At 52.4% G+C, this 21,251-nt stretch carries 17 protein-coding genes; 14 read left to right on the top strand and 3 right to left on the bottom strand.

Translation table 11 applies throughout. The features are described 5' to 3' along the window. The 14 genes from CFLAV_RS35855 to CFLAV_RS29945 all read left to right on the top strand — a co-directional run. A partial coding sequence (locus CFLAV_RS35855) for a hypothetical protein (protein ID WP_007418698.1) occupies positions 1–1,663 on the top strand: 1,663 nt, incomplete at its 5' end. A 22-nt stretch (positions 1,664–1,685) separates the two neighbouring features. Next, the gene (locus tag CFLAV_RS33450) at positions 1,686–2,099 is read left to right on the top strand and encodes a PspC domain-containing protein (RefSeq protein WP_007418697.1); all 414 of its coding nucleotides are present in this window, start codon (positions 1,686–1,688) and stop codon (positions 2,097–2,099) included. Between the two features lie 105 nt (positions 2,100–2,204). Then, positions 2,205–3,206, top strand: coding sequence for an AAA family ATPase (locus CFLAV_RS30000; protein WP_007418696.1), 1,002 nt, complete (start codon positions 2,205–2,207; stop codon positions 3,204–3,206). Positions 3,207–3,256: 50 nt separating this feature from the next. Beyond that, a complete protein-coding gene (locus CFLAV_RS29995; protein WP_007418695.1) occupies positions 3,257–4,153 on the top strand; it encodes a DUF58 domain-containing protein in 897 nt (298 codons plus the stop codon). After that, positions 4,150–5,994, top strand: a complete 1,845-nt coding sequence (locus tag CFLAV_RS29990) for a vWA domain-containing protein (RefSeq protein WP_007418694.1) — start codon at positions 4,150–4,152, stop codon at positions 5,992–5,994. Before CFLAV_RS29995 ends, CFLAV_RS29990 begins: the two co-directional genes overlap by 4 nt. Positions 5,995–6,080: 86 nt before the next feature. Next, positions 6,081–6,992 carry an extracellular solute-binding protein gene (locus CFLAV_RS29985; protein ID WP_050785998.1) on the top strand — a complete coding sequence of 304 codons (912 nt, stop codon included), beginning with the start codon at positions 6,081–6,083 and terminating at the stop codon, positions 6,990–6,992. Positions 6,993–7,020: 28 nt separating this feature from the next. Next, positions 7,021–9,396: a 6-bladed beta-propeller gene (locus tag CFLAV_RS33445; protein WP_007418692.1), complete on the top strand. Its 2,376-nt coding sequence runs from the start codon at positions 7,021–7,023 to the stop codon at positions 9,394–9,396. Continuing rightward, positions 9,393–12,290: a VWA domain-containing protein gene (locus CFLAV_RS29975; protein ID WP_007418691.1), complete on the top strand. Its 2,898-nt coding sequence runs from the start codon at positions 9,393–9,395 to the stop codon at positions 12,288–12,290. Before CFLAV_RS33445 ends, CFLAV_RS29975 begins: the two co-directional genes overlap by 4 nt. Before the next feature lie 188 nt (positions 12,291–12,478). After that, positions 12,479–12,757, top strand: coding sequence for an acylphosphatase (locus CFLAV_RS29970; RefSeq protein ID WP_007418689.1), 279 nt, complete (start codon positions 12,479–12,481; stop codon positions 12,755–12,757). A 5-nt stretch (positions 12,758–12,762) separates the two neighbouring features. Continuing rightward, a complete protein-coding gene (locus CFLAV_RS29965) occupies positions 12,763–13,485 on the top strand; it encodes a metallophosphoesterase family protein (RefSeq protein ID WP_007418688.1) in 723 nt (240 codons plus the stop codon). Positions 13,486–13,543: 58 nt separating this feature from the next. Continuing rightward, positions 13,544–14,575 carry a lipopolysaccharide heptosyltransferase II gene (gene waaF, locus CFLAV_RS29960; protein ID WP_040550814.1) on the top strand — a complete coding sequence of 344 codons (1,032 nt, stop codon included), beginning with the start codon at positions 13,544–13,546 and terminating at the stop codon, positions 14,573–14,575. 110 nt (positions 14,576–14,685) lie between these two features. After that, positions 14,686–15,672, top strand: coding sequence for a Kdo hydroxylase family protein (locus CFLAV_RS29955; protein ID WP_007418686.1), 987 nt, complete (start codon positions 14,686–14,688; stop codon positions 15,670–15,672). Positions 15,673–15,853: 181 nt separating this feature from the next. Continuing rightward, complete coding sequence (locus CFLAV_RS29950; protein WP_007418685.1) at positions 15,854–16,729, top strand: hypothetical protein; 876 nt, start codon at positions 15,854–15,856, stop codon at positions 16,727–16,729. Between the two features lie 40 nt (positions 16,730–16,769). Beyond that, entirely contained in the window at positions 16,770–17,774 is a 1,005-nt protein-coding gene (locus CFLAV_RS29945; protein ID WP_040550812.1) for a DUF481 domain-containing protein, read from the top strand. A 109-nt stretch (positions 17,775–17,883) separates the two neighbouring features. Here CFLAV_RS29945 and CFLAV_RS33440 read toward each other — a convergent pair whose 3' ends face one another. From CFLAV_RS33440 to CFLAV_RS37495, 3 genes are all read right to left on the bottom strand, one after another. After that, positions 17,884–18,939, bottom strand: coding sequence for a 3-keto-alpha-glucoside-1,2-lyase-like domain-containing protein (locus CFLAV_RS33440; protein ID WP_007418683.1), 1,056 nt, complete (start codon positions 18,937–18,939; stop codon positions 17,884–17,886). A 69-nt stretch (positions 18,940–19,008) separates the two neighbouring features. Then, positions 19,009–20,193: a thiamine pyrophosphate-dependent enzyme gene (locus tag CFLAV_RS29935; protein ID WP_007418682.1), complete on the bottom strand. Its 1,185-nt coding sequence runs from the start codon at positions 20,191–20,193 to the stop codon at positions 19,009–19,011. After that, the gene (locus tag CFLAV_RS37495) at positions 20,148–20,876 is read right to left on the bottom strand and encodes a thiamine pyrophosphate-binding protein (protein ID WP_007418681.1); all 729 of its coding nucleotides are present in this window, start codon (positions 20,874–20,876) and stop codon (positions 20,148–20,150) included. Before CFLAV_RS37495 ends, CFLAV_RS29935 begins: the two co-directional genes overlap by 46 nt. Between the last annotated feature and the right edge of the window lie 375 nt (positions 20,877–21,251).

Here is a 21,251-nt window from a genome sequence, read left to right as displayed (position 1 = left end):
GCGGTTAAGTACGGCTCTGGAGTTTTCGAAGCAAGAGGGAAAGGTGGATGAAACCTGGAAGGAATTGATCCTCATCGATGCGGCGAGTCATGCCAAGGAAGTTGATCCCAAGAAGCTGGTGCAATTTCGGTTGCCGAAGGTGGCGCGTTGGGCGGTGGCGATTTTGGCGTTGAGCGCGGGTTTGGGATTCGTGCCGGAGTATCGCAGCAAGGCTTATGTTCAGAAAAAGACTGAGCAGAATGTGATCAAGGAGGCTGGGCGGCAATTGACGGAGTTGACGAAGCGGAGTTTGGCGGCACGTCCGCCAGCGTTGGAGACGACGACGAAGTCGATGGAAGCGGTGAAGGAGTTGGGGGATCAACTGGCGCAGAAGACTTTGACGCGGAGTGAAGCATTGAAGGATTTGGCGAATGTGCAGGAGAAATTGAAGGACCAGATCAATGAGATGGGCAAGGATCCGACGATGAAGCGGATGGAGCAGGCTGCGCGGGCGCCGGGTGGGGAAAGTTCACCGGATGCGGCGCGGTTGCAGAAGCAGATCGAGCAGGCGCAGAAGCAATTGGGGACTCCGACAGGCACACCCGAGGACATGGATAAGCTGAAGAAGCAGATGGAAAAAATCCAGGAGGCAGCCAAGGCTGCGAGCCAGCAAAACGGAGGGATGAGCGCAGAGGACAAGCAGAAGATGTCGCAATCGATGAGCGCGCTTTCCAAACAGGCCCAGGAAATGGGCGTGCAGATGCCGGATCTGGACCAGGCAATCCAAGCCTTGGCGGCGAATCAGACCGACATGTTTTTGAAGGATTTGGAAGCGGCGACGACGGATTTGGAAAAGACCCGTGACATGGCGAAGAGTATGCAGCAAATGCAACAGCAGATGGAAAAGATGGGGAAGGATTTGGCGGAGCAGTTGAAGAATGGTCAGGCTGAAGCTGCGCAATCGACTTTGCAGAAGATGGTGGATCAGTTGAAGTCTTCGAAACTTTCGCAGGAGCAGATGCAGAAGATGATGGAGGAGGTGGCGAAGGCGATTGATCCCGCGAGCCAATACGGCAAGGTGGGAGACTTGTTGAAGCAAGGTGCGCAGCAGATGAAAGGTGGCCAAAAAGGCCAGGCGGCCCAGTCGCTGGCTGATGCGGCGAAAGAGTTGGATCGCATGATGCAGCAGATGAATGATTCTCAGTCGTTGATGGCGGAACTGGAGGCTTTAAAGAAAGCGTCGATGTGTGTGGGCACCTGCCAGGGTTGGGGCAACTGCAACAAGCCTGGTATGGGCACTAAGCCCGGCGGCAAGCCAGGCAGTGGTGTCGGCACCTGGGCAAACGAGGATGACGGCTGGGGATACAATGGCCAGCAAACTGCCAAGTGGGATAACACTGGTGTCAACCGGCCGGACATGGCTGGCAGAGGTGTGACCGACCGCGGCGATGGTGAGTTAAACGATGCGTTGAAGCCTGTGAAGCAAAAGGGGCAGTTTTCACCTGGAGGTCAGATGCCGAGCATTACTTTGAAAGGCGTGAGCATCAAAGGGCAGAGCAAAGTGGCTTATGAGGACGCACCAGCAGCTGCTCAAGGTGATGGGCAAAGTGCCTTGAGCCAGGAAAAAGTTCCCCGCGCTTATCAAGGGGCGGTGCGTAGCTATTTTGACGATAACAAGAAATGATTTGCTGATCAGAATTTCCCCCATGAAGAACTCTAAATTGTTGGTTGCGTTTTTTGCCGGAGTGGCCGTCACCTGCTTATGTTTTAAATTTTTCTCCAATGGTTCCACAGCGTTGCCTCGTGAATTGGGCGTTATTGCGTTGATACTGGGCGCGGGCTTCTTTACGACCTCGCTTATATCCTCCAGAACTGAAGGGACAACGGGGAATCAGGCCTCCAACTTTTTCAAGTTTCTCGAAAACCTGAGGACATCGGAAACTGATGTTTGGATTGGCGGAGTATGCGGCGGCCTGGCTGCGAGCACACCGGTTCCTTCCTGGGTTTGGCGACTTTGCTTCGCAGCTTTGGCATTCTGCTACGGGACTGGTCTCGTTGCTTATCTACTATTTTGGATTTTCATTCCGCAGGGTGATCTCAGGAAGCAAGAAATTTCCTGAGATGGAAACGATGCCATCCACTTACAATAACTTCCCGTTGCGGCAAGGCCAGCCGTTGTCCTTCCTACTTGCCTGATATTTCCTACTCGACTGAACCAACTAGCTATGAACACAGAAGAACAAATACAATCGTTTCGGCAGGCTTACGCGGCGGTGCGCGCGGAAATCGGCAAGGTTATTGTGGGGCATGATGCCATTGTAGACGGCACGCTAATTGCCGTCCTGGCTGGCGGGCATGTGCTGCTGGAAGGCGTTCCGGGTTTGGGCAAGACCTTGCTGGTGCGCACACTCAGCGAAGTGTTGGATTTGTCCTTCAACCGCATTCAATTCACGCCTGACCTGATGCCGGCGGATATTTTGGGCACGAACATAGTGATGGAGACTGCGGGTGGCCGGCGCGAGTTTCAATTCCAGAAGGGACCTATTTTTGCGCATTTAATTTTGGCAGACGAAATCAACCGTGCGACGCCCAAGACACAATCCGCAATGTTGGAAGCGATGCAGGAAAAGAGTGTTACGGCAGGCGGAGAAATCCGGAAGCTTGCGGAACCGTTCTTTGTGCTGGCCACGCAAAACCCGATTGATCAGGAAGGAACCTATCCGTTGCCCGAAGCGCAGTTGGATCGTTTTTTCTTCAAACTCGTGGTGGGTTATCCTTCGGCGGCGGAGTTAAATGAGGTGCTCACGCGAACGACCGAGAATACCCGGGTGCAGGTCAATAAGGTTTTGAGCAAGGAAGCATTGATAGAATTGCAGAAGCTGGTGCGGCAGGTGCCGGTGGCAACGCACGTGAAGGATTATGCCGTGCGCCTGGTTCTGGCCACGCATCCGCAGACGGAAACGGCGGTTCCGATCACGAACCAATATCTTCGTTTCGGTAGCAGTCCGCGTGGCGGGCAATGCTTGTTGCTGGCGGGCAAAGTGCGCGCGCTGATGCAAGGTCGTTTCAATGTGAGTTTTGACGATATTCAAGCAGTTGCCACGGCCGCGCTGCGCCACCGGTTGATTCTGAATTTCGAAGCTGAAGCGGAAGGCATCACCACTGATCATATTGTGGCGCAGATCCTCAACGAGGTGCCGAAGGACTCTGTTGCCGTGGGCGCATAGAGCAATGCTTATTCATAATGCCAGCCTCATTCCCCCAGAGGTAACGCTGAATGGCTAACGCCCTACTTACACCAGAACTGTTGCGTCGGTTGGAACAATTCCAACTGCTTGCCAAGCGTCGTGCAAAGAGTTCCGCACGCGGAGAACGGCGGAGTCGCGCACGAGGTCAATCGGTGGAGTTTGCGGATCATCGCAATTACGTGCCGGGAGACGATTTTCGGTATCTCGATTGGAATTTATACGGACGATTGGAAAAGCTTTTTTTGAAGTTGTATGAAGAAGAGCGCGAGTTGCCCATCCGGATTTTTCTGGATGCGAGTGAGTCGATGGCATTTGGTGAGCCGCGAAAATTTGATTTCGCCCGACAAGTTGCGGCGGCCATGGGCTATGTGGCGTTGTGTGGGTTTGACCGGGTTACCGTGGCACCTTTTCCCGAAAACCGTGAGGAGGCTGCAGTTCGTGGCGCTTTGCGCACAGTGCGCGGGAGGAAATCTGCGCTTAATTATTTTCAAAACCTCTCGAATTTAACGGCATCGGGAGTCGCCAATTTTAATGAGTCCCTTAAGCGAGGGGCCTTGGAAGCAAGACAGGCTGGAGTAGCCGTGGTATTGAGCGATTTTCTGGACCCCGCGGGCTATGAGGCAGGATTGACGGCTTTGGTGGGACGTGGTTTTCAAGTCAATGCGATTCAGATCTTATCTCCGGAAGAGTTGGCGCCATCCACCTTCGGGGACCTTCGGTTGGTGGATTCCGAGACGGGCGCTGTGCAGGAGGTGACGTTTGGAAGGTATCGTTTGTCAGCCTATCAACAGATGGTCCAGAATTTTTGCCAAAAACTAAAAGAATTTTGCACTGGCCGGGGAATTAACTTTTTTGTGGCACCGTCGAATACTTCAATCGAACAATTGTTGTTGAAGCAATTGCGACAAGCAGAGGTGTGGGGATGAATTTTCTCGCGCCAGCGGCTTTCTTCTTTGCCCTTACCATCCCGGTGGTGGTGGTGTTTTATTTGCTGAAGCGGAAGCGGGTGGTGCGTTTGGTCTCCAGCACTTTTCTTTGGCAAAAGTTCCTTGCAGAAACGCAAGCCAGCGCACCATTTCAAAAGCTCCGTCGTAACTGGCTGTTGATTCTGCAAATCATCCTGCTTCTCCTCGCCGTGCTGGCTTTATCGCGGCCCTATTTTGCGACCAAGGCGAAGAGCAGTCAGTTGAGGGTGTTGATTTTGGATGCCTCGGCCTCCATGCAGGCCACGGACGAGTCGCCTTCGCGTTTTGAGAGAGCCCGTCGTGAAGCGCTCGAATGGGTCAATGGTTTGCGGGATGAGGATAAAATGGTGGTATTGCAGGTGGCCGGCAACACGCAAGTCAAACAATCTGAAACGGGTGAAAAGGCTGCGTTACGTCGTGCCATTCAATCTTGTGCCGTCGTGGATTCGCCCACCCGGTTGGGGCCGGCCTTGAAAATGGCTGATTCACTCGTGCGGGACCGGGGCAAGGAGAGTAATCCGGAAATTCATCTATTCAGTGACGGTGCGGTGCAGGATTTGACCGAGTTTGGGAACTCTGCGCTGCCGTTGGTCTATCACAAGATTGGGCAGGGTGCGAATAACCTTGGGATCACTGCGCTCGATGTCAGAGTGCATCCGGAGGACGCAACCAAGCGGGCCATTTACGCCAGCATCGAGAATTTTTCCACCAACGTGATGCAAACCGAGATGGAATTAAGCTTTGAGGGAAAGTTACTTGAAACCCGGCCACTGTCGATAAAGCCCGGCGAAACTGCCGCGCAGGTTTTTGTAACCACCCAGGATCGCGACGGAGTTTTCACCGTCCGTTCAACAGCACCGGACGATTTGAAAGCCGATAACCAGGCTTCCATTGTCAGCCTTCTGCCCCATCCAATAAAAGTATTATTGGTTACAAAGGGAAACCGGCTTTTGGAACGAGCTTTGAGTTCAGCGCCCAATGTTCAACTTACGACCGCAACTGATTTAAAGGACGATGCTGCGGGGTTTGATATCGTAACCTTGGATGCTGTAATACCGACGGTTTGGCCCAAGGGGAATGTGCTGGCAATCCGAACGGTCAACACCAATTGGTTTGACAAGGTATCGGAGGTGGAAACCCCGGCCATCGTTGACTGGCGGGTGACACATCCGGTCATGCGTTATGTGAGCTTTGATAACGTTCGCGTGATGAAAAGTGAGGTGGTGAAAGTGCCGAGTTGGGCTGTTTCCTTGGCGGACTCTCCCCAGGCATCTTTGATTGTAGCCGGCGAACTGCAACGGCAGCGCATTGTTTGGATTGGCTGGGACGTGTTGGAAAGCGACTGGCCCCGGCGGATTTCATTCCCCATCTTCGTTGCCAATGCCATGGATTGGCTAAATCCGGCAAACGCCCAAAACGCCCAATTGCTGGTTCGTGCCGGAGACCCATTTCGTCTGACCCTCACGCAACCGGTGACAAGCGCACAGGTGACGATGCCGGATGGTTCTGCCAGAAAACTGACCGTGGATCCTAATGCGAAGGAAATCGTTTTCGGAGACACTCTTCGCCAGGGAGTCTACCACCTCAAAGCGGGCACAAACGACACGGTCTTTTGCGTGGATTTGCTGGATGCGGCGGAGAGCAATATCAAACCGAGGGATGAGCTACAGTTTGGAAAGTACGCCAAGGTTTCCGCGACCACAGCGCATAGAGCCAACCTGGAATTATGGCGCACGATTGCCGCGATTGCATTGGCAGTCCTGCTTTTTGAGTGGTGGTATTACCATCGGAGGACAGTGTGAGGAGAAACCAAAACCTGACGCCAGGACCATGGGGCATGGGCTCAAGAGGCTTCAAAGCAGGAACCAGATGCAAAGCCTGGCTGGCAATGATTGCCGCTATTGTTTCCACGGTCTTTTTCTCTGCGGTATTCCAGGCAGAGGGCAAGGATTCGAGTGTGATCGTTTACGCATCACAAGATGAAACTTATGCCGATCCTATTTTTAAGCAGTTTGAGAAGCAAACTGGCATCAAAGTCCGGGCAGTTTTCGACAGTGAAGCTGTCAAGACGGTTGGGTTGGCGAATCGATTGCTGGCCGAGCGAAGTCATCCGCAATGCGACGTTTTCTGGAGCAATGAGGAATTCCGCACGCGGCTGCTGGCGTCAGAAAATATTTTCCGGGAGACGAATGGCTGGGCAGCCATGGGATATCGCACGCGGCGCCTGGTTGTGAATACCAATTTGCTCCCCATCGCCAAAGCGCCCCATGCCTTTAGTGATGCGACGAACCAGATTTGGCGGGGCAAAGTGGCACTGGCTTATCCACTTTTTGGAACCACGGCCACTCACTTCATGGTGTTGCGTCAGAAGTGGGGAGATGCACAATGGCAGACATGGTGCCGTGCTTTGGCGGCCAATAAGCCGTTGGTTGTGGACGGGAATTCAGTGGTGGTAAAAATGGTGGGAGGCGGGGAGGTATGGTTTGGATTCACGGACTCTGATGACATTGCGGCTGGACAGAAGGACGGCTTGCCGATTGTGGAGCTGCCGCTTTCGGACGAAACACTTTTTATTCCCAACACGATTGGTGTTATCCGCAACAGTCCCCATCCGGTGGAGGCTGAGAAGTTATTCCGGTATCTGCAAACAGCACCAGTGCTGCAGAGGTTGCTAAAAGAGGACGCGTTGGAATCGGCGGAACTGCCCAAACCAGAAGCAGGCTTGAAGGTCGACTGGGATGAATTGCTTAAAGACTGGAACACGACCACCAAGGAATTGGAAACGATCTTTTTAAGGTGAAATAAGAGATTATCCACACGCCGCATAAATGAACTGGACGTTGCTGCAAAACAGTTTGCTTGTGAGTGGACTGACAACTTTATTGTCAGTCACGCTGGGCTTTGGCGCGGCGCTCTGGTTGGCAGGTCTGGAACGCACATGGCGGATGCGCTGGCTCGCCATCGCGATATTTGCCTTGGCATTGCCGCCTTTCCTGGTGACCAATTGCTGGTTGTATTATCTCGGCCAGGCTGGTGTCTGGCATCGCTGGTTGCCGCTTAACATTTTTACACTTGGGGGCACCGTCTGGATTTTGGCATTGCTAACCTGGCCCATCACTCTCCTGGCCACCCTGGGAGCATGGCAAAGACTTGAAGCCGCCCAGTTGGAGAGTGACATGGCTGTCACCGGAACAGCCTTTATCCGTGGCCTGCTTTTGCCATTGGCGCGAAATATTATGGTGCAGGCTGGAGTGCTTACATTTGCACTCGCGTTAAACAACTTTGCGGTTCCCGCAATTCTACAAGTAAAGGTATTCCCGGCAGAAGTATGGGTGGAATTCAACACATCCTTCAATACGATGGCAGCCTTGCAGCAGAGCTGGCCGATGATCCTGGTTCCACTTTTGCTGCTGCTCTGGTTCAAACGCCGCAATACCTCTTGGCCAACCCTGCAGAGCACGGTCTCAGCAAAACTATTTCGCCGTCAATTGGGTAAACGATGGTTTTATGTTTGCGGAATCGGCACCTTCATCGTGATTGCACTTTCGGCTGGGTTGCCAATTTTTCAGTTAATCTCCGCCAAACGGACCTGGACAGAATTACACGGCGCGGTTGCCGCAGGGCAGGGCGCGATCTGGACTTCGTTCTGGCTGGCGGCTGTTTCGGCAACCTTGTGCTTGGTATTGAGCCTGGTTGGGTGGAGATTGCCAGTCGGACTTGTGCTCTGGCTTCCGTTTCTGGTTCCTGGTGTATTATTGGGAATCGCGTTCATTTTTTTGTTCAACCGCCCCTGGCTTTCGGCATTTTATCAAAGCGTTGGAATTGTCATACTGGCTTATTGTATCCGCTACCTCGCCTTTGGTTGGAACGGAGTGGCGCACGCGCGGCATAATACCGATCCCAATCTCAATGATGCGGCACGCGTGGAAGGCGCCTCATGGTGGCAACTGCTATGCCACGTGCAATGGCCACAGATAGGCCGGCAGGTTATGGCGACGTGGTATGTCATCTTTCTGCTTTGTCTCTGGGATGTGGAGTCCATCGTACTGGTGGTTCCGCCGGGGGGGGAAACGCTGGCTTTGCGCACTTTCAACCTGCTCCATTTCGGCCACAATGCGCAAGTGAATGCCCTTTGTTTAACCTTGCTCGTATTGGCAATCGTGCCACTCATCCTCTGGCAGGCGGGGCGGTTAGTAAGCAAGTGGATTAATATTTTTAGACGTGCCGGTGCGATGGCCATCCCGTTAATTTCGATTCCATTGTTGGTTACGGGATGTTCGGGAAGCAATTCCACCGAGAGATCGATTGAGAGCAAATTTTTCAGCCGCGTACAAGTCATTGGCACTCGCGGCGCGGGAATCGGTGAATTTAATAAACCTCGTTCTGTCGCAGTGGATAAACAGGACAATTTGTATGTTGTGGACATGACCGGTCGTGTGCAGAAGTTTTCACCCGAAGGAAAGTTTTTGCTCTTCTGGCAGATGCCACAAACAGATCTCGGCAAACCCAAGGGGATGTGTTGTGACAAAGAGGGCAACATTGTGGTTCTCGAGCCGCACTATCAGCGCGTGAATCATTTCTCTCCCGAAGGCAAACTTATTGCACAGTGGGGAAGTCATGGCACCAATGCCAGTCAGCTTACGTTGCCGCGCTGTGTGGCGGTGAATTCCCACAACGATGTTCTGGTGACGGAATACACACTGGTCGATCGGGTGCAGCAGTTTTCAGCGCGTGGTCAGAAACTGATCAATTGTTTTGGGCAGGCCGGAGAGAAAAATGGCGAGTTCAATCGTCCGGAAGGAATGGATGTCGATGCCAGTGATCGCATGTATATTGCCGATTCATGCAATCACCGCATTCAGGTTTTTTCAGCCGAAGGCAAATGGTTGCGAACCTATGGCAAGGCTGGAACGGGACTGGGAGAAATGAGTTATCCATATGACATTCGCGTGGACAAAGCAGGCCGGCAATATGTCTGCGAGTTTGGCAACAGCCGGATCCAAATATTTGATGCGAATGACAAACCTCTGGAAGTTTTGGGCGGCGTGGGGGGAGCGCCCGGTGAATTCAGCAATCCCTGGAGCATTGCCTTCGATTCCAAGGGTAATTTGTATGTAGCGGATTCCCAGAATCATCGAGTGCAGAAATTTTTGAGAAAAACCGAGACGGCTTCCTTGAACCTTAAGGGCGGGGTGAATCGATGAACTTTCAATTCACTCATCCCTATTACCTAATGTTGCTCATTCCTGCTCTGGTGTGGGTGGTTTGGCTGGCTCTAAAATCCGATGTGCAAGTGAGTGCCTGGAGGCGCTGGACCGGTTTTTGGCTGCGCACCGTCATAGTGACCGCTCTGATTCTTGCCCTGGCGGGACTGCAATGGCTACGCCCCTTGGAGGGCATGAATGTGTTCTTTCTCCTGGATCGCTCTGACAGTGTGCCTTCACCACAACAAGAAGCTGCGCGCACGCTGGTGAATCAAATGTCCGAAAAGAAGAAAAAGACCGACAAAGCCGGTGTGGTCGTCTTCGGCAGTGAAGCAAGTATTGAGACTGCAGTAAATCAGGCGGTGGATGTTGAAAAAATCCAGGCAGTCGTGGGGCGGGAACGGACGGATATCGAAGGTGCCATTCGGCTGGGGACAGCTGCATTTCCTGAAAACGGACAGAAGCGTTTAGTGTTGCTTTCGGACGGAAATGAAAACGTGGGTGATGCGATGGCATCAGTATTGGCTTCCAGACCTCTGGGGGTGACGGTCGACGTGGTGCCAATGGGAATCACCCGCGGCAATGATGTTTCCGTTCAGAAACTCAGCGTTCCACCCAAACTGAAGAAGGGACAGGTTTTTGAACTCAAGATTTTCGTACAGGCGGATCGGGCACAGTCGGCCACGATACGCCTTTATCGTAATGAGCAATACCTGGGCGAACAAAAGGTGGAGCTGTCGGCCGGAAAAAATTTATTTACGTTCCCACAGACTTTGCCAGAACCAGGCTTCTATAGCTATGATGTAAGAGTCGAGGCGCCGGGAGACCTTTTGCCGCAGAACAACCGGGCCAGTGCTTTTACGAGCGTAAAGGGTGAGCCGCGAATTCTTATTGTTTCTTCTGACCCTGATGCAGACAAGGAATTGGCCCGGGCGCTGCAATCCTCCCGGCTTGAAACCAAGCTGGTCGGGATAAATGGGATGCCCTCAACGTTGGGGGAAATGCAGAGCTACGACTCAATATTTTTGAGTAATGTGGCAGCGGGCGACCTGGGCCGGGATTTGCAACTTTTGCTGGAAAGCGCAGTCAGAGACTTTGGTGTGGGATTAGTCTGTGTCGGCGGCGATCAGACCTATGCCGCAGGAGGATATCGCGGCACGCCGTTGGAAACTACTCTGCCGTTGGACATGGAACTGGATAGCAAGAAGGTTTTGCCCAGCGGCGCCGTGGCATTAGTCATGCACGGAATGGAATTTGCCAATGGAAATCAAGTGGCGCGTGATTGCGCTCAAGGAGTGCTGGCAGCGCTCGGGCCGAATGACGAGATGGGTGTTGTGCTCTGGGACGGAAACGAGCATTGGCTCTTTCCCATGACCAAGGTAAAGGATAAGAAAGCATTGGGCCGCCAGATTGCTGGAATGAATCAGGGAGACCTGCCGAGTTTTCAAGGTGTCATGACCCTGGCTCACGAGGGGTTGAAGAAATCTCATTCGAACCTCAAACACATAATTGTGTTCAGCGATGGTGATCCAAATGCGCCAAGTCCCAGCCTGATGAATGACATTGTGAGCGATCGCATTACTGTCAGCACGGTTTTAATTGCCGGCCATGCCGGGCCGGAAACCATGATCTGGATAGCGGATCATGGAAAGGGCCGGTTCTACCCGGTGACTTCGCCCAATGAACTGCCTCAGATTTTTATCAAAGAGGCGGCAGTCATTTTAAAATCTGCGATTTATGAAGATCCATTCAAGCCTCAATTACGCGCGAGCAGCGAATTGGTGCGAGGGATCGGAGCGACTGAATACCCCATGCTCCTGGGCTATGTGGCCACTACTCCCAAACCGCGTGCGGAAGTGCCACTCTGGACGGATAAAGGCGATCCACTGCTTGCTCATTGGCAATATGGGTTGGGCCGCGCCGTGGCATTTACCTCTGATGCCAAAGCCAAATGGGCGAAGAATTGGCTGGGCTGGGATAAATATAAACAATTTTGGTCGCAAATTGGCCAGTGGAGCTTGCGCCGGTTGGAGAATGCAGATTTTACGACCGACGTGACTGTTGAAAAAGGTGAGGGGCAAATCAGCTTGGAAGCGCTGGATGAACAGGGGAATTACAAAAACTTTCTCGAGTTGGTGGCTGATGTGGTCAGTCCGAAGGGAGAAAAAATCAGTGTGCCATTGGAACAAACCGGTCCCGGGCATTACGAGGCAAAGTTTCCCACCAAGGCAGTAGGCTCCTATGTCCTCAACATCAAAGATATCAAGGATGGCAAGGTGCGAGGCTCTCAAGTGGTGGGCGCCAGCGTGAATTATTCACCTGAATTCAATGCCTCTGAACCCAATGAAAATTTGTTGCGGCGGTTGGCGGAAAGCGGCGGTGGCAAGGTTTTGGACCCGGACAACCTGTCCGACAATCCTTTTTTACATGATCGGCAAAAAACATTTCAGCCACGTGAACTCTGGGAATGGTTGTTGAAGTTTGCGATCTTGATGTTTCCTTTGGATGTGGCTGTGCGGCGCATTCAGTTGGAACGCGAAGAAATGCAGCGTGCTTGGAGGAAGGTGCGAAGTAAGATTTTCTTCTGGCAGGGTGTTCCTCGCGAACCCGAGGCTGAGGAATCGTTGACCGCCCTGTTAGCCCGGAGGGATCAGGTTCGCTCGACCCAGACGGCAGCTTCTGAACCGAACCCAGACCTATTCCGTCCGGAAAAGCCGGTGGTATTGGCGACCAAGGATATTTTCGCACCAGCGGGTGAGCAGGAGAGTGAAACTGCCGTAGCCGACCACCCTGGAGTTGCAACCAAGAGTAAGGAACCTGATAAAAATCAGCCAGTAAGCACGACCAGCCGCTTACTAGATGCCAAGCGTCGGGCGCAAAAGCGCAAAGAATAATGGCCTTGCGAGAAAGGACGCGCTATAATGCCCCTAGTGCAGGCGCCTTGGAGTGGGCTACCTGGTATAATAAAATCATTGCTGGAGAGGTGTGGATATGGCTACATCCTCCGTGCCGAAGCGAGCGGTAGGCCTGATTACTGGATAAATCAGCCAGTTCTGGTAGATTATTGCTCGTTTATTGTATCATGAACCGATGCCGCTTACAGATTTTTTATGAAGGAAGAGTGCAAGGCGTTGGCTTCCGGTATTCTGTGAAGTCGATCGCCAGTGGTTTTGAAGTGACTGGGACTGTAAAAAATTTGGCAGATGGCCGGGTGGAATTGGTGGCGGAAGGCACCAAAGATGAATTAAATGCGTTTCAACACGCCATACGCGAATCGGAGTTGGGGCATTTTATTCAGAACGAAGATGTTGAATGGGGAGAGCCATGGGGAAATATTCGCGGATTTGAGATAGCGAAATAGATAGAATGAAGTTTGCAATTATAGCCGATATTCATGCCAACCTTGAAGCATTGCAGGTAGTTTTGGCGGACAGTAAAGAACAAAAGTGCACGCACTATGCCTGCGTTGGCGACGTGGTCGGCTATGGAGCCAATCCCAAAGAGTGCCTTGATATCGTGCGCAGCATGGGGATGCCCACCGTCAAAGGCAACCATGACGAATATTGTTCGATTGACGGCGAACTGGAAGGATTTAATCCACACGCCGCGGAAGCCGTCACCTGGACCCGTAAACAACTGACCGAGGAAGATCGGCAATGGCTCCGCGACTTGAAATATTTCCGCCTGGTGACCAGTTTTTCCATGGTTCATGCCACCTTGGATGGTCCCCAACGCTGGGGTTACGTGTTTGACAAGCTGGCGGCTGCAGCCAGTTTTACCTACCAAAACACCTCGGTTTGTTTCTTTGGTCATACTCATGTGCCGGTGGCTTTCATTCGTGACACCGTGGTGAAAGGTGGCACGTACTCCAAATTCAAAGTCGATCCAGCTCGTAAATATTTCGTTAACGTCGGGAGTGTCGGGCAGCCTCGCGACAACAACCCCAAGTCGGCCTACGTTATTTATGACATGAATGAAGGTACGATTGAGTTGCGCCGGTTGGATTACGATATTGCCACGGCGCAGAAGAAAATTCTTGAGGCTGGCTTGCCACCCCGGTTGGCTGAACGACTTGCATTTGGCCGGTAATTCCATAGTGCCTGTAGTCTGGCCAAGTCTCGCGCTCAAGTTCCAAGCCTGATCCTGCTTGAAAATTCTTATTCTCAAGCCCAGTTCACTCGGAGACGTGGTGCATGCCATGCCAGTGCTGCGTCTGCTCAAGCTGCATATCCCCCAGAGTGAAATCCATTGGTGGCTTGAAACAGGTTTGGTTCCCTTGCTGGCTGATGATCCTGATTTGACGGGGATCATTCCGTTTCATCGTAAGCGATGGGGTGCGCCACTGCGATGGACAGAGATTTACGGCAGTGTTCGTGAAATGAGGAGGAAGCGGTTCGACTGGGCGATCGACTTGCAGGGCCTGGCAAGGAGCGGCATTTTCACCTGGCTGGCAAACGCACATGTCAACATTGGCCTGGGCGATAACCGCGAGGGTGCCCACGCAGCATACGACCTGCTGGCACCGTCAATGTCTTTTGGAACACACGCAGTGGATAGGTATTTGTCTGTGCTGCCGATTTTGGGTGTGCCAGTGCATCAAGACTTCAAGTGGTTGCCAGATCGGCCGCTCGTCAGTGCACAGGTGCAGGAGAAGTGGAAGCCAAACTCTGCGCGCTGGGTTGCGCTTTTGCCGGGCGCCCGCTGGCTAAATAAACGTTGGCCCGTTCAGAACTTCGCACAGTTAACACGCCGCGTGCTTTCATTGTCACCAGATTTGAAGATTGCCATCATCGGAAGCAAAGATGACCAGATGCTTGGTGCTGAAATCTCCCAGGTGGATAAGGAACGCTGTGTCGATCTTACTGGGAAAACTTCCTTGTTGGAAATGATTGAGTGGATCCGGCTTTCGGAACTGGTGATTACCAACGATACTGGGCCAATGCATGTTGCAGCCGCCTTGAAAAGACCAATCATTGCGCTCTTCGGCCCAACAAATCCCGACGCCACCGGACCCTATGGACAGCGTCAGAACGTAATTCAGGTTTCAAATTTGCCTTGCGTGCCATGCCTGAAGGATTATTGTTCCTTCAAAGAGCCGCTGGCCTGTTTGCATGGAATTACTGCGCAGTTGGTTTACGAACGAGCGCGAGGGATACTTCTGAACGGAGCGCTTATTTAGCCAGCATTCACTGTTTCATTTGGTGGATTAATCCCCGCTCAAGCTGTGTGATTCTCATGTCGTAAGAGGCATAAGTTTTTTCGCCTCGCCAATTAAATGTGAATAAGCTTATGAACGGCAAAGTTTTGACGGAAACTGGCGGAGCATCTGAACAGTCGCATCTGAACCAGCACCCTTGGAAACAGATTACAGGTTATGAGCCTGGGCGAGGCTGGGCAAATCCCGTGGAGAGTGTTGAACGCGCTCGTTGGTGTTGCGAGCAGTTGGAAGACGGGCAGATACTTTACTTCCGTGGGATACCCTTCGATTTTCCCGAAGCTGATCGCACCTTCCTGCTTCAACAGCGTCAAAGCGATGCCCGCATTCACAAGAATATTTCCTACCGTCCCAAGCAGGATATGCTGAGAGGCAACCTAAGCGACCAGCCCGAAGATGCTGAACGTCTGCACAAGATCATGCGCCACTTTTCCGGGGAGATAACCAGGTTGCTCACTCAAACACTTGCCCCTTATGCCTCAAATTGGGCGCTGGACTTTGCGAGTTTTCGTCCTGAAGAGGAAAAAGGGCGCAAACTATCATTGCATAAGCGAAACGATTTGCTCCACGTGGATGCCTTTCCGAGCCGCCCCACACGCGGTGCCCGGATTCTTCGCTGCTTTACAAACATCAACCCTGCTGAACCCCGTGTTTGGCTTACGACGGATCGTTTCCCGCAACTCGCGGAAAGCTTTGCCAAGGACGCTGGATTGGAACGAATTGCCAGCACTGCAGACCATGGCGGAGTTATGAATGCTCTTAAACGCGCCATCGGACTCCAACCTAAAAACCAATCGGCTTACGACCGTTTTATGTTGCGCTTTCATGATTACATGAAGGAGAGCGAAAGGTTTCAGGCTAATTGCAATAAAATCCAAATTTCCATTCCTCCTCTTACCACCTGGATGTGTTTTACAGATTCCGTGCCGCACGCAGTTTTGTCCGGTCGGTATGCTTTGGAACAGACCTTCATCGTTCCTGTTCACGCTCTGGTTAATCCTGAAAAGTCTCCCATTCGTATATTGGAGCGGATTGCAGGGCATTCGTTGGTGCAAACGTAGCATTCTCTCTCTGGCTCAAGCAGCCAAACCGCTTCTTTTAACCACAGTCTGAATAAAGCAAGGCAGGGTCACGTCGATTTCTTGCTGGCCGCAATCCGGAGAAAGTTAAGCTGTCAACGGTAAGTGCCATATGCCGATGGGTTTTGCTTGCCTCTGCGCGCGGCCAAATTAGACTTGTTAAATGAAAAATTTAGGCCTTTTGTTAACGCTCTGGCTTGCCTCCATTTATGGCTTAAAAGCGCAGGTCGCAGTGGAGGTCACCATGGACAGAGACCAGTTTCTTCCGAACGAATCCGTCCCGGTGGCCGTGCGCGTGGTAAATAGATCGGGACAGACCATTCATCTGGGCAAGGAAGTAGACTGGCTCACTTTTTCAGTAGAAAGCCATGATGGCTTTATTATCGCCAAGTATGGAGAAGTGCCCGTGATGAAAGAATTTGATTTGCAATCCTCCGAACGGGCCACCCGCCGCTGCGATCTCTCGCCTTACTTCAACCTGGGACAACCTGGTCATTATTCGGTGATTGCCACTGTAAGAATTAAAGACTGGAACATCGAATTGAGCAGCGAACCAAAAACTTTTGATGTTATTCAGGGTACCAAAATATGGGAGCAGGAATTTGGCGTGCCCGGCAAAGCGCTCACCAATACAGCTCTGCCTGAAGTCCGAAAATATATCCTACAGCAAGCCACTTTTATGAAGGAAAGCAGCCTTTACCTGCGCCTCACTGATGCCACAGAAACTCAATGCTATAAACTCATTCGCGTTGGTCCAATGTCCTCCGTAAGCCATCCGGAGCCCAAACTGGACAAAGCCAGCAATTTGCACCTTGTGTATCAAACGGGATCTCGCATCTTTACCTATAGCCTGGTCAATCCCAGTGGCGAACTCATCAAGCGCCAGACGTATGAATATGCAAATTCCCGTCCTCGTCTAGGCATCGATGACGAAGGAAAAGTATCCGTGGTGGGCGGTTCACGACGCATTGCTTCGAGTGACCTGCCCGTAGCCAGCCCAACTTCTTCGCCTAATGACGTGCCACCGCCCAAACCTTAGATTCCTTTTTTGGGTAATAACCTGTGCCGTTTTCACGTTGGTGGATTCTCTTCAGGCACAGACCGTCATTCTGCATCTTCGCAATGGAGATCGTATTGCCGGAGCAATCACATCGGAAACCACGAATTCAATAACGGTCTCGAATGTGTGGATTAAGGAGCTCATGGTTCCTCTTGCACAGATAGAAAAACGGGAGATTGCCGTAACGCCAGCAGCTCCATCCATTGCTGAAACCAATGCTGCAGTTGCCGCTATCAGCACTGGGACCAACAAACCAACTGCCGTTGCTCCTCTCACCAACGTGGTAGTTGTGGCGAAAACTTCTCCTGCTATTCTTGCTCTTACACCACCTCCAACTCCGAAGCCTTCGGGGTGGAAACGTTGGAAAGGAGACGCATCCGTCGGCACGGATTTGATTTATGGCTCAAGAAACTCAGAATTATTCCACGGGCACGTGGCACTGACATATTCACAGCCTTACCAGCAGGATCCCAAGAAGTTCTTCCGCAATGTCCTGACATATAATGCCGAATACGGAAAAACCGATGGTACGCTTTCAGCTAATCGCATGGATGGCAGTTCCAAGACCGATTTCGACGTAAGCAAAAAGGTCTACATTTATAATTTGATGGGTTCAGGCTACGACCAGATTCGAAAAATCAACGTTCGTTACGAAGTGGGGCCCGGCGCGGGTTACCATCTCTTCACCCTGACGAACTATGTAATGAACGTCGAACTGGGCGGAAATTATCAAGCTGAGTACCGCTCGGATAACACTGAAACAAAAAACTTTTACCTGCGCCTGGCGGAAGACATCAACTGGAAGATCAACAAGCAAATGAGTCTGGTCGAAAAGTTTGAACTGTTTCCGCAGGCAAATGATTTCTCACAATACCGCGCCCGTTTCGAAGCCACTTTCAGTCACTCCCTGCTTGCGAACCTTTCGTTAAACCTGACCCTCCTGGATCAGTATGATACCAAACCAGCTTCCGGTGTCAGCCGCAATGAACTTCAGGTGCGCTCATCGCTGGGTGTTAAGTTTTGAGGCATAAACTCAGCACCATCTCGCTACGCGGTGAAAGTTTCGAATGGCCTTGGACAGATGTCAATGAACCAAGAATCGCGTGCAGGCAAACTGTGCAAGCTGCCGGGAACTATTCCATCAAATCGTTCACTGCCGGCACGCGCTCTTGCATTTGTTTGACCACCGGCATCGCCCGGACGATGGCGTTCTCCTCAGTTTGACCGGGGAAAGATTTCATCACCACCCGGACACCTGCTGCCGGATCACCATTGCGGTCACGCAAAGGGAGGGTGACATAGACCAGTTCCTTATCCTTGCGATATGTCATTACTCCCTTGTTGATCACCTCCGCATCGTTCTTATCACCCGGTTGGCCGATTGCTTTATCGTTGTTGCTCGCCACCACTTTTGGTCCGGACGATTTACCACTCAGCGCGACCACATCAATGCCTTGAAGCCTCGGGAATTTCTCCATTGTCTCCCGCACCAATGACTGCAGGAATCTCTCATGGGGAGTATAGGCGATGCGAATGTCGGTGAAATAGCTGACCGAATCCGACTTGGTCCAAAGCGCAATCTTTCCCGCGCTGAACGTATTGTCAGTCACCGTTGGAATGACTTCCTTGCCATCAAAAGAGCACCGGATCTGATTTCCTTTGCATTCGACCGAAAGCTCATGCCATTCACCTTTCGCAATCGGCACTTTGGGACCCATGAGCGTGCCGATCTCACCATTAACGACTTCGTAAAATCGCACGTTGTGATCCACCGCACTCGCACGGAGGACATAATAATTCTTCACATCCTGCATCCGGAATGCAATGCCTCCCATCTGCTCCAAGATTCCGCTTACGATCTTGAACCGCGTCGTCAGCGTAAAATCTCCGTAAGTCTCATCTCCCAAAACCAGCAACGGGAAATGTTCATCCGTCATGTCCTCGGACAGCTGTGCCACCACCGACTTCTTCGCCACGTTTGGCGCGTTCGTGCTCAAGCTTGGAAAGGCCAACGGCACATCATCCATGATGACCTTCCAATCCCCGGGCTTGCCGCTGCCCTTGAGCAAACTATGAAATCCAGCAGGCGCCTTATTGACCGGCATCTCGCTCAGATCAAAAGTTTTTTCGGCGGCAAACACCGGCCCCGCAAAGGCCACCATCAGCACCCAAAATATATGTTTACGCATCTGATTTGAAGCTTACCAAAACAAAGCCGGGCTACAAGTGATTGTGCCCGGCTTCGCAATTCAACTTTACTACGCCTTCCAGATCATCTCCGCCACGGTTTTACCGGCGGGAATGAATGGCAGCACGTGCTCGGTGTACGGCACGATCACATCCAGCACATACGGTTCCTTGGAATCCAACATCCGCTGCATCGCCGCGCGCAAATCCTTCCGGAACATCACGCGCTCGCACGGCACGCTGAAACCTTTCGCCATCGCCACGTAATCCGGATAAATCTTCTTCATGTTTTCCGGATCACCGAGATAAGTGTTGCCGCGATTGCCTTTGTAAAAACGATCTTCCCATTGCATCACCATGCCTAAGTGCTGATTATTCAACACCAAAGCCTTCGCCGCAATTTTCTCAATATGCGCCGTCGCCAACTCCTGGATGTTCATCAGGAAGGAGCCATCGCCATCGATGTCCACCACCTGCTTGTCCGGGCAGGCCACCTTCGCGCCCATTGCTGCCGGGTAGCCATAACCCATTGCGCCCAAACCAGCGCTCGTCAGCAATTGCCGTGGGAACTTGTATTTATAATACTGCGCCGCCCACATCTGATGCTGGCCCACGCCCGTCGTGATGATCGCATCGCCGCCGGTCAATTCATATAACATCTCAATCGCCATTTGCGGCAAAATCACTTCGCTCACCTGGCCCTCGAGATGATCGCGCATGTGCTGCGACTTCACCACTTCCTCCGTCACGCGATAACCAAACGGCGCCTTCGCTTTCCAATCCGCCACCTGCTTGTGCCACGCGGTAAACTTTTTCGCGATCGCCCGCTCATTCAACATCTGATTCAAGCGACGCAATGCGAACTTCACATCACTCACCACCGGCAAATTCGCCGGTTTGTTCTTGTTGATCTCGGATGGATCAATGTCCAGGTGAACAATCGTTCCGTGCTCGCAGAACTTCTCCACCTTGCCCGTCACGCGATCATCAAACCGCACGCCGAACGCCAGCAACAAATCCGCTCCCGGCGCAATTTGCACCGACGGATCAGTAAATTCCTTCTTCGGCTCAAACTCACCGCTCACCGCCCAGTTCGCATAAGCCGCACCATGCATGCCCAACCAACGGAGGGAGAGGGGATGCGATTCTGGAAACGCTCCGATGCCCATGAGCGTGGTGGTCACCGGGATTTGCGCTGCTTCCGCGAACTTCAACAACTCCTCGCTCGCCTCGCCGCTGATGATGCCGCCGCCCACATACAACAACGGCCGCTCACTCTCTCGATCAACCCGACGATCTCATTCAACTCGATGTCACTCGCGCGCCGGTCCACATCATAACCGCGCACCAACACCTCGCTGGGGAACACCGGCTGCGTCTTCGCCTGTTGAATATTCTTCGGCACATCCACCACCACCGGACCAGGACGCCCGCTCGTCGCCACGTAAAAAGCTTCCTTGATGATCCGCGGAATGTCATTCACATCCGTCACCAGGTAACTGTGCTTCACGATCGGCAACGTCATCCCGAAGAAATCCGTTTCCTGGAAAGCTCCACGCCCAATCATCGCCTGCGGCACCTGACCCGTGATCGACACCAACGGAATCGAATCCATATAGGCATCCGCAATGCCGCTCACCAAATTCGTCGCGCCCGGCCCGCTCGTCGCCATGCAAACACCCGCCTTGCCCGTCGCCCGCGCATAACCTTCCGCGGCAAAAACTCCGCCCTGCTCATGGCGCGGCAAAATCGTCCGGATCTTCGACCGGCTCAACGCCTGGTGAAACTCCATGCTCGCCCCGCCCGGATACGCAAAAATCGTATCCACACCCTCGCGCTCGAGGCAGGCGATCAGGATTTCACTGCCCATCATCGTGGGTCCGATTTCAGCACGTTTCTTCGTTTCCGTTTGTTTCGCTGTTTCTATCGTTTTGCTCATACTAAGTTGCGGATTTATCCGTTTTTGACCGGCGACCGCGGGTTGCACAAAAAAACCCACGACCGTTGCCAGCCGTGGGTTTTTGTCGAAATCGTTTCTACATTCGACAAAAGCCCGCGCTGGCGCCGGCTACTACGACGGCGACTACCAGAGCTACTTGTCGAACATTGACTAACATTGTCGCGTACCCTAGCCATCCGCACACCCATGGTCAAGCCCGGAATCCGCTTTTTTACTCCAATTTTCAAGCCCATTCTCCTCATCTCGCTTCAAGTGTTAGCCTCACGAAAAAATTTTTAACCGTTATCTGGCGTTATTAGGCGTTATCTACCGTTATCTGGCGTTAGCCCCATCCATTCAACACTCGAAATTCGC

This window comes from Pedosphaera parvula Ellin514, assembly GCF_000172555.1.
In the GTDB taxonomy this organism is placed as follows: Bacteria; Verrucomicrobiota; Verrucomicrobiia; order Limisphaerales; family Pedosphaeraceae; genus Pedosphaera.
The sequence above is the reverse complement of the archived record's forward strand: the minus strand, read 5'-3'. Positions and strand labels throughout refer to the sequence as shown.

Coding starts and splice junctions, on each gene's coding strand:
- CFLAV_RS29970 (WP_007418689.1), top strand. CDS start 12,479: ATGAACCGATGCCGCTTACAGATTTTTTATGAAGGAAGAGTGCAAGGC.
- CFLAV_RS33445 (WP_007418692.1), top strand. CDS start 7,021: ATGAACTGGACGTTGCTGCAAAACAGTTTGCTTGTGAGTGGACTGACA.
- CFLAV_RS29995 (WP_007418695.1), top strand. CDS start 3,257: ATGGCTAACGCCCTACTTACACCAGAACTGTTGCGTCGGTTGGAACAA.
- CFLAV_RS29950 (WP_007418685.1), top strand. CDS start 15,854: ATGAAAAATTTAGGCCTTTTGTTAACGCTCTGGCTTGCCTCCATTTAT.
- CFLAV_RS29985 (WP_050785998.1), top strand. CDS start 6,081: ATGATTGCCGCTATTGTTTCCACGGTCTTTTTCTCTGCGGTATTCCAG.
- CFLAV_RS29965 (WP_007418688.1), top strand. CDS start 12,763: ATGAAGTTTGCAATTATAGCCGATATTCATGCCAACCTTGAAGCATTG.
- CFLAV_RS29975 (WP_007418691.1), top strand. CDS start 9,393: ATGAACTTTCAATTCACTCATCCCTATTACCTAATGTTGCTCATTCCT.
- CFLAV_RS33450 (WP_007418697.1), top strand. CDS start 1,686: ATGAAGAACTCTAAATTGTTGGTTGCGTTTTTTGCCGGAGTGGCCGTC.
- CFLAV_RS29990 (WP_007418694.1), top strand. CDS start 4,150: ATGAATTTTCTCGCGCCAGCGGCTTTCTTCTTTGCCCTTACCATCCCG.
- CFLAV_RS30000 (WP_007418696.1), top strand. CDS start 2,205: ATGAACACAGAAGAACAAATACAATCGTTTCGGCAGGCTTACGCGGCG.
- CFLAV_RS33440 (WP_007418683.1), bottom strand. CDS start 18,939: ATGCGTAAACATATATTTTGGGTGCTGATGGTGGCCTTTGCGGGGCCG.
- CFLAV_RS29955 (WP_007418686.1), top strand. CDS start 14,686: ATGAACGGCAAAGTTTTGACGGAAACTGGCGGAGCATCTGAACAGTCG.
- CFLAV_RS37495 (WP_007418681.1), bottom strand. CDS start 20,876: ATGAGCAAAACGATAGAAACAGCGAAACAAACGGAAACGAAGAAACGT.